At 60.8% G+C, this 13,515-nt stretch carries 9 protein-coding genes; 4 read left to right on the top strand and 5 right to left on the bottom strand.

What is annotated here, in order from left to right; all coding sequences use genetic code 11:
- The first annotated feature begins 2 nt into the window (after positions 1–2).
- The gene (locus tag C7534_RS10730) at positions 3–1,925 is read left to right on the top strand and encodes an acetyl-CoA hydrolase/transferase C-terminal domain-containing protein (protein ID WP_109785729.1); all 1,923 of its coding nucleotides are present in this window, start codon (positions 3–5) and stop codon (positions 1,923–1,925) included.
- A 128-nt stretch (positions 1,926–2,053) separates the two neighbouring features.
- On the opposite strand, the gene C7534_RS10725 is transcribed toward C7534_RS10730, so the two are convergent.
- On the bottom strand, positions 2,054–2,626 hold the full coding sequence (locus C7534_RS10725; RefSeq protein ID WP_027926370.1) for a xanthine phosphoribosyltransferase: 573 nt from the start codon (positions 2,624–2,626) through the stop codon (positions 2,054–2,056).
- An 85-nt stretch (positions 2,627–2,711) separates the two neighbouring features.
- Complete coding sequence (gene rep / locus C7534_RS10720; protein ID WP_046030650.1) at positions 2,712–4,721, bottom strand: DNA helicase Rep; 2,010 nt, start codon at positions 4,719–4,721, stop codon at positions 2,712–2,714.
- Positions 4,722–4,983: 262 nt separating this feature from the next.
- Between rep and C7534_RS10715 the strand changes: the two genes are divergently transcribed.
- Entirely contained in the window at positions 4,984–6,657 is a 1,674-nt protein-coding gene (locus tag C7534_RS10715; RefSeq protein WP_046030649.1) for a putative bifunctional diguanylate cyclase/phosphodiesterase, read from the top strand.
- A gap of 105 nt (positions 6,658–6,762) precedes the next feature.
- On the opposite strand, the gene C7534_RS10710 is transcribed toward C7534_RS10715, so the two are convergent.
- Entirely contained in the window at positions 6,763–8,160 is a 1,398-nt protein-coding gene (locus C7534_RS10710) for a NorM family multidrug efflux MATE transporter (protein ID WP_046031106.1), read from the bottom strand.
- Positions 8,161–8,318: 158 nt separating this feature from the next.
- Between C7534_RS10710 and C7534_RS10705 the strand changes: the two genes are divergently transcribed.
- Together C7534_RS10705 and C7534_RS10695 are read left to right on the top strand one after the other, a co-directional pair.
- A complete protein-coding gene (locus C7534_RS10705; RefSeq protein ID WP_046030648.1) occupies positions 8,319–9,239 on the top strand; it encodes a LysR substrate-binding domain-containing protein in 921 nt (306 codons plus the stop codon).
- 190 nt (positions 9,240–9,429) lie between these two features.
- Entirely contained in the window at positions 9,430–11,406 is a 1,977-nt protein-coding gene (locus C7534_RS10695) for a methyl-accepting chemotaxis protein (RefSeq protein WP_109785728.1), read from the top strand.
- A 123-nt stretch (positions 11,407–11,529) separates the two neighbouring features.
- On the opposite strand, the gene C7534_RS10690 is transcribed toward C7534_RS10695, so the two are convergent.
- Complete coding sequence (locus C7534_RS10690) at positions 11,530–12,954, bottom strand: vWA domain-containing protein (protein WP_109785727.1); 1,425 nt, start codon at positions 12,952–12,954, stop codon at positions 11,530–11,532.
- Positions 12,955–13,008: 54 nt separating this feature from the next.
- Entirely contained in the window at positions 13,009–13,515 is a 507-nt protein-coding gene (locus C7534_RS10685; RefSeq protein WP_046030645.1) for a hypothetical protein, read from the bottom strand.

The raw sequence follows: 13,515 nt of genomic DNA, 5'->3' as shown, positions 1-13,515 counted from the left end.
AGATGGTTCAGCTGTGTTCAATCGAACAGGCCGTGGATGATGTGTTGGCACGGTTGCCGGCGCACATTCACATGGGCTTGCCCCTTGGCCTGGGTAAACCCAACCACTTCGTCAACGCGCTGTACCAGCGCATTGCGCAACTGCCGCAGCGGCGACTGACGATCTACACCGCGCTGTGCCTGGGCCGTCCGGCATTGGGCGATGGTTTGCAGAAGCGCTTCCTCGAACCCTTCATCGAACAGGTATTCGGCGACTATCCGGAGCTGGATTTTCTGCAGGGTCTGCACAAAGACAACCTGCCGCCGAACATCCACATCCAGCAGTTCTTCATGCAGCCCGGCAGCCTGCTGCACAGCGCGTCAGCCCAGCAGGACTACGTCAGCAGCAACTACAGCCACGCCGCACGGGACATCAACGCTGCCGGTTTGAACCTGGTCGCGCAATTGGTGGCGAGCCACAGCGATCATCCCGATCGCCTGAGCCTGAGTTGCAACCCGGACATCACCCTCGACCTGTTGCCCATGATTGCCAAACGCCGGGCGGCGGGGGAGACGATCCTGCTGGTGGGCCAGGTGCACAACGACTTGCCCTATATGCCAGGCGACGCGGAGGTGGGCATCGACACCTTTGATCTGCTGATCGACAAGAAAGACAGCACCACGCTGTTTTCCACGCCGAACATGCCGGTGGGCTTTCAGGATCACTTCATCGGCCTGCACGCCAGCACTCTGGTGCGCGACGGCGGCACGCTGCAGATCGGTATCGGCGCCATGGGCGATGCGCTGACGGCGGCGTTGCTGGCGCGTCAGGCCGACAATGACGGTTACAAGGCTTTGCTGGCAGACGTGAATCTGAGCCAGTGGGCGCAGTTGATCGAGCGCGAAGGCGGCCTCGAACCTTTCGCCAGAGGCCTGTACGGTTGCAGCGAAATGTTCGTCAACGGCTTGCTGGTGCTCGCGGATGCCGGGATTGTGCGGCGCAAGGTCTATCCCGACGTCCTCACCCAGCAGCAGGCGAATGCCGGCACTCTGGACGAGGCCGCGCAAACCGACGGCATTTCGATTCACGGCGGGTTTTTCCTGGGATCACGCAGTTTCTATGAGCGCTTGCGGGAATTGCCGCAGAGCAAGCGCGTTGAATTCAACATGACCCGCATCAGCTACATCAATGAGCTTTACGGTCAGGAAGAACTCAAGCGCCTGCAGCGCCTGGATGCGCGCTTCATCAACACGGTGTTCACCATGACCCTGCTCGGCGCCGGTGTGGCCGATCAGTTGCAAGACGGGCGAGTGCTCAGCGGTGTGGGCGGGCAGTACAACTTCGTCGCCCAGGGGCATGCACTGGAAGGCGCACGTTCGGTGCTGCTGCTGCGCAGTTGGCGTGAGGCGGGCGGTGAGGTCAGTTCGAACATCGTCTGGGAGTACGGCCACTGCACGATCCCCCGGCACCTGCGCGACATCGTGGTCACCGAGTACGGTATCGCCGACTTGCGCGGCAAGACGGATGCGGCCGTGATCGAGTCCTTGCTGAATATCAGCGACTCACGGTTCCAGTCGGGGCTGATCGAGCAGGCGCAGAGCGTTGGCAAGTTGCCCAAGGACTTCCGTCTCGACCCACGTTTCGCCGATAACAGTCCGCAGCGATTACAGACGATTCAGGGGCGGCATCCGAACCTGTTTCCGGAGTATCCGCTGGGCAGTGATTTCACCGCGGTGGAGCGCGACGTGTTGCGGGCCCTGAACTGGCTGAAGAGCAAGTTCAAGCTGACGGAGATTCTGGAATTGGGCAGGGCGGCACTGGATGCGCCAGAGGCTTCGGCGTTTCCAGAGCATCTTGAACGGATGCAACTGACCCACCCGGATGGGCTGAAGGAAGACCTGTTTCAGCGATTGCTGCTGGCCGGTCTGAAAGCCACCGCGCAATAACAACCACCACAAAACCCTGTAGGAGCCGAGCTTGCTCGCGTTGAGGCCATAACATTCAACATCAATGTCGAATGTCCGGCCGCCATCGCGAGCAAGCTCGGCTCCTACAGGTTTTGCAGTGTTGCGGCTTACTCGATGAAGGTCACAACACCACCGGCCAGCGACTGCACGCGGGCCAGCGATTCAACGCGATAACCCTGCGCATCCAGTTCCGCACGGCCACCCTGGAACGACTTCTCGATCACGATGCCCAAACCGGCCACGGTCGCGCCCGCCTGTTTGATGATCGAAATCAGTGCCTGCGATGCCTTACCGTTGGCCAAAAAGTCATCGATGATCAGCACGCGGTCGCTGCTGGTCAGGTGGCGCGGGGAAATCGCCACGGTGCTTTCGGTCTTCTTGGTGAACGAGTAAACGGTCGCCGACAGCAGGTTTTCAGTCAGGGTCAGGGACTGCTGCTTGCGGGCGAAGATCACCGGCACGCCGAGGTTCAAACCGGTCATGATCGCCGGGGCGATGCCCGAGGCTTCGATGGTGACGATCTTGGTGATGCCCGAGTCCTTGAACAGCGCGGCGAATTCGTCGCCGATCAGCTTCATCAGGGCCGGGTCGATCTGGTGGTTCAAAAAGGCGTCTACCTTCAGGACCTGATCGGAAAGCACGATGCCTTGTTCGCGAATTTTCTGGTGCAGTGCTTCCATGAAGCGTTCCTCTACTGGCGCCATGTGCGCCGAGCTTGTCAAAAAGTGTTCGGTTAAAAATGCTTTGATTAAAAAGTGCTCAATTCTAGCGCTTTAACATCGCGCGTATATCCGCCAATGCGGTATTTCCGCGAACGGCTTTGACTTCAACCGGTGTGTCGTCGTTGCCTTCCCACGCCAGATCGTCCGGCGGCAGCTCATCAAGGAAGCGGCTCGGCGCGCAGTCGATGATTTCGCCGTACTGCTTGCGCTTGGCGGCGAAGGTAAAGGCCAGGGTCTGGCGCGCGCGGGTAATCCCGACGTAGGCCAGGCGGCGTTCTTCTTCGATGGTGTCGGCTTCGATGCTGGAGCGGTGCGGGAGGATTTCCTCTTCCATGCCCATGATGAACACGTAAGGGAATTCCAGGCCTTTGGACGCGTGCAAGGTCATCATTTGCACACCTTCGGCGCCGTCTTCCTCTTCCTGCTGGCGTTCGAGCATGTCGCGCAGGACGAGTTTGCCGATGGCGTCTTCGACGGTCATCTCGCCTTCTTCGTCTTTCTCCAAGGTGTTTTTCAACGCCTCGATCAGGAACCAGACGTTGCCCATGCGGTAATCGGCGGCCTTGTCACTGGAGCTGTTGGTGCGCAGCCAGTTCTCGTAGTCGATGTCCATGACCATGCTGCGCAATGCCGAGATCGGGTCTTCGCCGGCGCACTGCTCGCGCACCTTGTCCATGAAGCGCTTGAAGCGCGACAGGCGATCGGTGAAGCGCGTGTCCAGATGCTCACCCAGACCGATCTCATCGGTGGCGGCGTACATCGAGATTTTGCGTTCGGTGGCGTAGTTGCCGAGCTTTTCCAGGGTGGTCGAACCGATCTCCCGGCGTGGGACGTTGATCACCCGCAGGAAGGCGTTGTCGTCGTCCGGGTTCACGATCAGGCGGAAGTAGGCCATCAGGTCTTTCACTTCCTGACGCCCGAAAAAGCTGTTGCCGCCGGAGAGGCGATACGGAATCTGGTGGTGTTGCAGCTTCAGCTCGATCAGCTTGGCCTGGTAGTTGCCGCGATACAGGATCGCGAAATCGCTGTACGGGCGGTCCGTGCGCAAATGCAGCGTCAGCAGTTCCACCGCCACGCGCTCGGCTTCGGCGTCTTCGTTGCGGCAGCGGATCACGCGGATTTCGTCGCCGTGGCCCATCTCGCTCCACAGCTGTTTTTCGAACTCGTGCGGATTGTTCGAGATCAGCACGTTGGCGCAACGCAGGATGCGGCTGGTGGAGCGGTAGTTTTGCTCCAGCATCACCACTTTCAGGGACGGATAGTCGTCCTTGAGCAGCATCAGGTTTTCCGGACGGGCGCCGCGCCAAGCGTAAATCGACTGGTCGTCGTCGCCGACCACGGTGAACTGGTTGCGCGTGCCGATCAGCAATTTCACCAGCAAATACTGGCTGGCGTTGGTGTCCTGGTATTCGTCGACCAGCAGGTAGCGGACTTTGTTCTGCCACTTTTCGAGGATGTCGGCGTGTTCCTGGAACAGCTTTACCGGCAGCAGGATCAGGTCGTCGAAGTCCACCGCGTTGAACGCCTTGAGCGTGCGCTGATAGTGGGTGTAGACGATGGCGGCGGTCTGCTCCTTGGGGTTGCGCGCGTTTTCCAGGGCTTCGGCGGGCAGGATCAGGTCGTTTTTCCACGAGCCGATCATGTTCTTGATCTCGTCGACGCCGTCGTCGCCCGCGTATTCCTTCTGCATGATGTCGGTCATCAAGGCTTTGACGTCAGTTTCGTCAAAGATCGAGAAGCCCGGTTTGTAACCCAGGCGCACGTGTTCCTTGCGGATGATGTTCAGGCCCAGATTGTGGAAGGTGCACACGGTCAGGCCACGGCCTTCGCCACCCTTGAGCAATGTGCCGACCCGTTCCTTCATCTCGCGCGCGGCCTTGTTGGTAAAGGTCATGGCGACGATGTACTGGGCGCGGATGCCGCAGTTCTGGATCAGGTGCGCAATTTTGCGGGTGATCACGCTGGTCTTGCCGGAGCCTGCACCGGCGAGCACCAAAAGAGGGCCGCCGACGTAGCTCACGGCTTCTTGCTGCCGGGGATTGAGTCGGGACATACAGAATTCAGGGAGTCGTTTGTGAAATGGGCCGGCATTTTAACAGGCTCAGCGAATTGTGCTGCTCTGTCCGACTTGTGACGTAACACGCTTTCTCTAATTGCCGGTTTTGTTACTTTCAAGCAGGATGCGCGGTGAATGTGCGGCTAATGTTCTTATTCCGGGCGCAAAACGCGTTTGATAACCGATGTCATTTGGTCATTGGTTACCCGCGCGGCATAATGCCCGCCGCCTACATCTTTGCAGAGTCTAGGGAGCTAGCTTGTCTACGCCTGTCGAACCCTTGCGTTTGCTGTTACTGGCCGAAGAGCCAGCGTGGGCAGCGTTGTTGCGCGAGTGTCTGGCTCCGATGGGGAGCTCGGCCGTGCTCATCAGCGCGCCGAGCTGGGAGTCGGTCAGCAGTTTGTTCGATGACAACCGTAACGCGGTGTTGTTGACTGTTCCTGCACTTCAGCCGCTACCGGGTCGTTGCAGCTTGCCGACGGTGTTGTTGCTCGAGCACGAGCCAGTGACGACGCCCGACAGCGTGAGTGACTGGCTGGTGCGTGACCTGCTCGATGCCGGCATGCTGCGCCGTTGCCTGCGGCATGTGCGCGAGCGTGGCTTGCTGGAAAACACCTTGCAGCGTCTGGCCGAGCAAGACCCGTTGACCGGCATCGCCAATCGCCAGGGTTTTCAGACCCTGCTGGCAGCGCGCCTCGCAGAAAACGACGGCCGGGGCCTGGCCCTCGGTCACCTGGACCTCGACAACTTCCGTCACGCCAACGATGCCCTCGGCCACCAGGCCGGCGACCGATTGATTCTGCAAGTGGTCGCTCGGCTCAAAAGCCAACTTGAGGCCGGCGACCAACTGGCGCGCCTGGGCAGTGACGAATTCGCCCTGCTGATCGACACCCGCCGTGCGCCTCAGCGCGCCGAATGGATGGCCGAGCGCATCACCGAAGCACTGGCAGAACCTTACTGGGTCGACGGCGAAAGCCTGTTGATCGGGTCCAGCCTGGGCATTGCCCACGCCCGGGTCCAGGCCGGCGCCGACCCGCTGATGTGGCACGCGCACATCGCCATGCAGCAAGCCAAGAGCACGCAAGGCTGCACCTTTCACATCTTCAACGAACGCATCAACCGCAACGCCCGCAGCATGGCCGATCTCGAAAGCGAGTTGCGCCGGGCTTTGCGGCGTGACGAACTGGAACTGCACTACCAACCCCGCCTGAACCTGGATGACGGCCAGATCGTCGGCCTTGAAGCCCTGGTGCGCTGGCGGCACGCCGAGCGCGGTTTGTTGCCACCGAGCGAATTCGTACCGCTGGCCGAGCAAAGCGGTTTGATCGTGCCGCTCGGTTACTGGGTGATTTCCCGGGCCCTGCGCGACATGCAGGCCTTGCGTGAGCAGGGGCTGCCGGCGTTGCACATGGCGATCAACCTGTCGTTCCGGCAGTTTCAGGACAGCCAATTGCTGTCCACGTTGAGCCGGTTGATTGCCGAGCGTGGTGTCGAAGCGCAGTGGCTTGAATTCGAACTGACGGAAACCGCGGTGATGCGTCGCAGCGATCTGGTCAAGCAAACCATGGACGCCCTCGGGCGGCTGGGCGTGCGCTTCTCGCTGGATGACTTCGGCACCGGGTTCTCGTCCTTCGTGCACCTCAACAGCCTGCCGATCGCGTTGCTGAAGGTCGACAAGAGCTTTGTCGGCGGCATGGAAGAACGTGAGGAGAATCGCAAACTGGTCCACGCGATGATCAACCTGGCGCACAACCTCAATCTCGAGGTGGTTGCCGAAGGGGTGGAAACACCGGAACAGCTGGATCTGTTGCGCGGTTTTGGCTGCGATCAGGTGCAGGGCTACCTGATCAGCAAGCCGCTGCCGTTGGCGGAGCTGGTTGAGTATTTGACGTCAGCCAGCGATCAGCAGCCAGTGCTGGAAGTCGTGAACTAGCGAGGATCCTGTAGGAGCAAGGCTTGCCCGCGATGCAGGCGACACGGTCTTGCAGGCACACCGCGTTATCGTTCATCGCGGGCAAGCCATGCTCCTACAGGGATCTCAGTCTGGCTGAGGGATTTCGAAACGCTGGTGTGACGACGGCTCCTGCCGAATCATCCGCTTCATCTTCCACTCGAACGCCAGCGTCAGGCTGACCGCCGCAAACGCCAGCCCCAGCGCCAGCCCCCACCAGACGCCCGTCGGCCCCCAGTGCACATGGAAGGCCATCCACCACGCGGCGGGTGCGCCAATCAGCCAGTAACAGCCCAACCCGACCAGGAATGTGGTCTTGGCGTCCTTGAGCCCGCGTATGCAGCCCATGGCGATGGTCTGTGTGCCGTCGAACAGCTCAAACCAGGCCGCCACCGCCAGCAGGCTCACAGCCAGGTTGATAACGTCGCGAAAGGCCGGGTCGTTCTGGTCCAGGAACAGGCCGACCAACTGGTTCGGCAGGAACCAGAAGACCATGGCGAAACCGAGCATCGCAGCCGCGCCGAAAGCAATCCCGACCCGGCCCGCCAGCCGCGCATCCAGTAACTGCCCGGCGCCGTAGTGTTGGCCGATGCGCATGGTGATCGCGTAGGAAATCCCGGCCGGAATCATGAACGCGACCGAAACGATCTGCAGGGCGATCTGGTGCGCCGCCAACTGCGTGCTGCCCATGGTGCCCATGCACAGCGCGGCGAACGCAAACAGCCCGACCTCCACCGCATATGTGCCGCCAATCGGCAGGCCGAGGCGCCACAGCTCCTTCAAATACCGACGGTTAGGTCGCGACAGGCCCTGGCGCAAGGGGTAGGCGTCATACGCCGGGTGCCGGCGGATGTGCACCGCCAGCGCCACGGCCATCAGGTTGGCAACAATCGCTGTCACCAGCCCGATACCCATCAGCCCGAGTTTCGGCAGGCCGAACATGCCGGTGATCAAGGCGTAGTTGAGCAGGAAGTTCGCCACCGTGCCGCCGAGGCTGATCACCATGACCGGCGTCGCCCGGCCAATGGCGCTGGTGAAACCGCGCAGGGCCATGAAGCTCAGGTAACCGGGCAGGGCGAACGGCAGGATCAGCAGAAACTGCCCGGCCGCGTGGACGTTGGACTCGGTCTGGCCAAACAGCAACAGCACAGGTTTGAGATTCCACAGCAGCAGCCCGGCCACCAGTGCCATCAACCACGCCAGCCACATTCCGGCCTGGGTCAGCCGCGCAGCGCCGATGATGTCGCCTGCGCCCTGACGAATCGCCACCAGGGTGCCGACGGCGGCAATCACGCCGATGCAGAAAATCGACACGAACGAATAGCTCGCTGCCCCCAGACTGCCACCGGCCAATGCCTCGGGACTCAGGCGCGCCATCATCAAGGTGTCGGTGAGGACCATCAGCATGTGCGCCAACTGCGAGGCAATCAGCGGCCCCGCCAGCCGCAGGATGGCCCCGAGTTCAATACGCGCTGGATGCTTCATGGTCATCACGCTCGATTATCAAAGTGAACTGGAAAGGGTCGATTCTCGGCGCTTCAAGGGGTTTGCACAAAGGGATAAAAAGGATGGGTAGCATGAGTCAAACTCATGCAATGGAGATTCTGCTAGGGTAAGCGGATTGCGCTATAGGAGCTTTCCGCATGTCTCGTCGTCTTCCTCCCTTATATGCCTTGCGCGCATTTGAAGCGGCGGCTCGGCATAGCTCGTTTACTCGCGCCGCCGAAGAATTGTCGATCACCCAGAGTGCCGTCAGCCGACACATTCGTACACTCGAAGAGCATTTTGCCTGTCGGCTGTTTCACCGTAGTGGACGCAACCTGCAGTTGACCGAGTCGGCGCGCCTGATTTTGCCGGGCATTCGTGACGGTTTCTCCGCCCTGGAACGCGCTTGCAATACCTTGCGCGCCGAAGACGACATCCTGCGCATGAAAGCCCCTTCGACATTGACCATGCGCTGGCTGCTGGCGCGGCTCAGCCGCTTTCGGCACCTGCAGCCGGGCAATGAAGTGCAACTGACCAGTGCCTGGATGGACATCGACTCGGTGGACTTCAATCAGGAACCGTTCGACTGTGCCGTGATCCTCAGCAACGGGCATTTCCCGCCGGACTGGGAAGCGACGCTGCTGTTCCCGGAGGAGCTGATTCCGGTGGGCGCGCCGAATCTTCTGAACGATCAGCCGTGGGACGTTGCACGCCTGGCCAGCACCGAACTGCTGCACCCGACGCCGGATCGTCGCGACTGGCGCAGTTGGCTGGACCGCATGGGCCTGACCGATCAGGTCTCGCTCAAGGGCGGGCAGGTGTTCGACACATTGGAGCTGGGCATGATTGCCGCCGCGCGGGGCTACGGCGTGTCCATGGGGGATTTGCTGATGGTGGCGGAGGATGTCGCGCAGGGGCGTCTGAGTTTGCCGTGGCCGACCGCCGTTGCCAGTGGTGAGAATTATTACCTTGTCTGGCCGAAAACCCGCCCCGGAGGTGATCGTTTGCGCCGGCTCAGCGATTTTCTGTTGGGTGAAGTCCGGGCGATGGAATTACCGGATGTGCAGCGTTTGAGCTGAATCGATAGAGCTGGCGTGATAGAGGCCTTGCGCCATATCCCGGCTATTTACTCAAGTATTCAGAATCGCCGCCGAAATTCTGCAAATGGAACCTTCGTGCAGGTCCAGCGCTGTTCCCATTATTAGAAAAATTTTGCTGAGTGTGCAGCCCGATCAAACACGGGGGCAGGTCGCTCGGCCAGGAGTTGTCATGTCTCAACCCCGTGCCCGGATTGCCTCACAGCTTGGCCTTGCGCTTGCCGTGATACTGGCGATTGTCATCACTGGCAGTACCGTGTTCGCCCTGCGTTCGCTGGACACTGCCAACCTCGCCACCCGCGAAGAGCACCTGGCCAGTGAAGCCCGGTTACTGGCCGATCAGTTGAGTACCTTCCACGGTACTTTGCGCGAAAGCACCCAGCGTCTGAGCGGCCTGTTCGAGAAGCGCTTCAGCTCCGGCCTGAGCCTGCACCCGGATGAGCCGGTGACGGTGGCCGGTGTGCAGACCCCGGGGCTGCACCTGGGCAGCGAAGTGTTGAACAACAACTTCAAGGAAGTCGACGAGTTCAAGCAAATGACCGCCGGTGTGGCCACGTTGTTCGTGCGCAGTGGCGAAGACTTCATTCGGGTCAGCACCTCCCTGACCAAACAGGACGGCAACCGCGCCATCGGCACGCTGCTTGACCACGCCCACCCGGCTTATGCGCGTTTGATGGCGGGGCAGAGCTATGTGGGTCGCGCGCTGCTCTTCGAGCGTTCCTACATGACGCAATACACCCCCGTACGCGACAGCAGCGGCAAGGTGATTGCCGTGCTGTTCGTAGGGTTCGATTACACCGACGCGCAGAACGCCCAGTTCGCCAACCTCAAGCGCTTCCGTATCGGCCAGACCGGTTCGCTGGCGCTGCTGGATGAACAAAACAAATGGCTGGTGCCGCCGGCGGGCGTGCAGGCACCGGATCAAGCCATTACGGCCATCGTCGACCTGGCGAAAACACCGGGCAAGGGTGATTTCTGGAGCGACAAGTCGGAAGACTTCTACAGCGTGGCGGTGCCGTTCGACGGCGGGCCATGGTCGGTGGTGGCGAACATGCCAAAAGCCGAAATCAGTGCGGTGACCTGGAGTGTCGGCATTCAATTGGCCATCGGCAGTCTGCTGTCGATGTTGATCGCGGTCGGTTCAGCCGTCTGGCTGTTACGCAGCAAACTCGCGCCGCTGAGCGATCTGGTGCGCCAGGCCGAAGCCTTGGGCGCCGGTGATTTGAGCGTGCGGCTGAACGTGTCGAGCAACGATGAGATCGGTCAACTGGCCCGCGCGTTCAACCAGATGAGCCAGGCCCTGTCGACCATGGTCGAGCACATCCGCAAAGCCTCGCAGGAGGTCAATAGCCGTGCCCAGGCATTGTCCGGCCTGTCCGGTGGCGCTTATGAAGGGATGGAGCAACAGTCCGGCGAAATCACCAGCATGGCCGGCGCCGTGGAAGAGTTCAGCGCCACGTCCCTGAACATTGCCGACAACATGGGCAACACTCAGCGTCTGGCCCAGGAAAACGCACAACAAACTCAGATCGGTCGGACGTCGATGGACGAAGCGTCCTCGTCGCTGGAGCAAATCGCCAGCGCGCTGAACAGCACCGCGACGGTGATCAACACCCTCGGTCAGCGCTCTCAGGAAATCGGCGGCATCGTCGGGGTGATCACCTCGATTGCCGAACAGACCAACCTGCTGGCACTGAACGCCGCCATCGAAGCGGCCCGCGCCGGTGAACAGGGCCGTGGTTTTGCGGTGGTTGCCGATGAGGTGCGTAACCTGGCGTCGCGCACTCGTCAGGCCACTGACGAAATTTCCGGGATGATCAGCAGCATCCAGCAGGAAACCGGCAACGCCATCAGCACCATGGAGCAGGGCAATGTGTTGATGCAGGAAGGTTTGTCGCGTAACGCCAACGTGGCTTCGGCCTTGGCGCGAATCGACGAGCAGAGCCGTTCGGCCGGTCAGCAGTTTGCGGCGATTACCACCGCGACCCAGGAGCAAAGCAGCACCGCAACGTTGCTCAGCAGCAACCTGCAAAGCATTGCGCTGGCCAACAGTGAGCAGCGCGAAGTGGTGTCCAACCTGGCGGTGACGGCCAAGGAGCTGGAGAAGCTCGCGGCGGACTTGCGCCAAGAGGTTGACCGGTTTCGTTGAGGCGCCTCTGAAATAGCTTTCGCGAGCAGGCTCGCTCCTACAGGGTTATGTGTCGATCACATATCCAGTGTGGGAGCGAGCTTGCTCGCGATGGGGTCACCTCAATTCAGGATCTATCCCCGGCTAGTCGCACTTGGCATTGCTAGATACTTCCTTGCTTGCCTGTTTCAACTGATTGGCCAATTCAGACGCATTGGTGCTGTTGTAAACCCGGCCACCAGTGTTTTCGGCGATGCAGCGCGACGGGCCACCGGCGCCGATTTTCACCACGTTGACCCGCAGTCGCGGTTGTTCCTTGGCGATTCGGCGCGACACGGCGCAGGCGTCTTTCTGGCAGCCGTCTTCACCGTCGACGAACATCACGATCACGGCATCGTTATTGCGCCCGTCAACGGTGCTGGCCGCGTAGGCCAGGCTGTCAGCCAGCGGTGTACCGTCGTTGGGAACCAAGCCTCGAATCCCATTGATCAGCCGCGGGCGATCGCCAAATCTGAACACGCCCTGGTCCGGTGTTCTTTCACAACCGGCGAAGGTGATCAGGCGCGTGTCGATCTTCGGGTCCAGCCCGTTGATCATGCCGGCCAACGAGTCCTTGGCGACGTCCATGCGGCTCGGCTTGGCGAAGATCTGTTGGGTGCGGTTCACGTCCAGGTACTTGTTCAGCTCATTGCCGAAGAACCAGTCTTCGTCGGCTTTCACGGACTTGATGTTCAAATCCATCGAGCCTGAGGTGTCGAGCACCACCACGAATTGCGGGATCTTGGCGTCAGGCGCTTTTTTGCGACAGGCGAAGTTATCCAGCGTCGGGGCCGGAGGTGGCGGCGGTGGTGGCGGCGGCGCGGCCACTACCGGTTTTGGTGGTGGGACCGGCTTGGGTGGTGGCACTGGTTTTGGCGCGGGTTCTGGTTCTGGAGCAGGCTCCGGTTCCACAACAGGCTCGGGAACAGGCTCGACCGGTTTTTCCACCGGCGTTACCACTGGCGCAACAGGCGCTACCGGCGGAGCCACGACGACCGGTTCACGGTGCAGGAACCACCAGAGCCACAGCGCCAGAAGCAGCAACAGCAGCGCGAGCAGGGCTGCCGCAATCCACCAGCCACGCCGTGACGGCGGTACGATCGGCGCCACCGGAACAACCGGCGGTACGATCGGTTTTGGCGGACGCTGGTTCCAGCGCACCACCAACGGCTCACCGTTGAGGCTGTAGAGTTTGTCCAGCTCAGGCGTGCCGAGCAGGCTGCGCAGGTCATCCGCTACCGTGGGCTGACCGCGTTTTTGCAGTTCGTCCGCCAGCTGTCCCAGGGACGTCTGACGCACTTCATAGGTTTCCAGCAAACGTCGTTGCGCGTCCTCGTTGAGGTCGGCGTAGGGCGTGGGTTGCCCACCCAGTTCGGTCCACCATTCCAGCACGTCACCACTGCCCATTCGCGGGATGGCGAAGAGACTGGCGACGGTCGGCGGAAAGTGTTTCTGGATGAGGGCGACTTTGGCTTGCAGCGCACTCATCCCCTCCGGTGTGGCTTGCGCATCCCTGATGACCCGCTGCATGACGACGATTCCTGAAAAAGTGCAGGCATCCAGGAGATGCCTGCGGGGTGAACATTACTCTTCGTAACCGAGGCTGAATTGCAGCTGATTGACCTTCTTCTGCAACGCCTTCAGTTGTTCCTGCTTGGCCGCCAGCGATGCTGGAGTGGCTTTGGTCGTTGGCGCCGCTTGCGAGGCCTTGAGTTGCTGCTCGATGCTGGCAATCTGCTTCTGCACACTGCTTTCGTTGCCACGCCGAGCCTTGAGCGAGCTTAGCAACTGACTCAAAGACTGATTCAACGCTGCCTGGGATTTCTGCTGGCTCGCCAGATCGGCTTTAGTGCTCAGTTGCTGCGCCTGAATGTCCGCGTACACCTGATGGAACATTGCGTTTTGCTGGCGGGACTCGCTCAGGGCCAGTTCCTTCTGCTTGACCTGATCACTGTAACCACCGGAGTAGTCGCAGTTCATCTTGGTCAGCATGCTGCTGTCGCGATTGGTCGAATCGCATTCGCCGGGCTTCGTCGCGCAACCGCTCAGGGCCAGGACGGCGGTAAGGACCGCCAGCTGTCGTAGTGTCAT

This window comes from Pseudomonas sp. OV226 (genome assembly GCF_003148705.1).
In the GTDB taxonomy this organism is placed as follows: Bacteria; Pseudomonadota; Gammaproteobacteria; order Pseudomonadales; family Pseudomonadaceae; genus Aquipseudomonas.
This window is presented reverse-complemented; position numbering and strand designations above follow the sequence as displayed.

Bases quoted from the DNA above. Each gene is read 5' to 3' on its own strand.
- C7534_RS10730 (WP_109785729.1), top strand. From the start codon at position 3: ATGGTTCAGCTGTGTTCAATCGAACAGGCCGTGGATGATGTGTTGGCA.
- C7534_RS10725 (WP_027926370.1), bottom strand. From the start codon at position 2,626: ATGGAAGCACTGCACCAGAAAATTCGCGAACAAGGCATCGTGCTTTCC.
- rep (WP_046030650.1), bottom strand. From the start codon at position 4,721: ATGTCCCGACTCAATCCCCGGCAGCAAGAAGCCGTGAGCTACGTCGGC.
- C7534_RS10710 (WP_046031106.1), bottom strand. From the start codon at position 8,160: ATGAAGCATCCAGCGCGTATTGAACTCGGGGCCATCCTGCGGCTGGCG.
- C7534_RS10705 (WP_046030648.1), top strand. From the start codon at position 8,319: ATGTCTCGTCGTCTTCCTCCCTTATATGCCTTGCGCGCATTTGAAGCG.
- C7534_RS10695 (WP_109785728.1), top strand. From the start codon at position 9,430: ATGTCTCAACCCCGTGCCCGGATTGCCTCACAGCTTGGCCTTGCGCTT.
- C7534_RS10690 (WP_109785727.1), bottom strand. From the start codon at position 12,954: ATGCAGCGGGTCATCAGGGATGCGCAAGCCACACCGGAGGGGATGAGT.
- C7534_RS10685 (WP_046030645.1), bottom strand. From the start codon at position 13,515: ATGACACTACGACAGCTGGCGGTCCTTACCGCCGTCCTGGCCCTGAGC.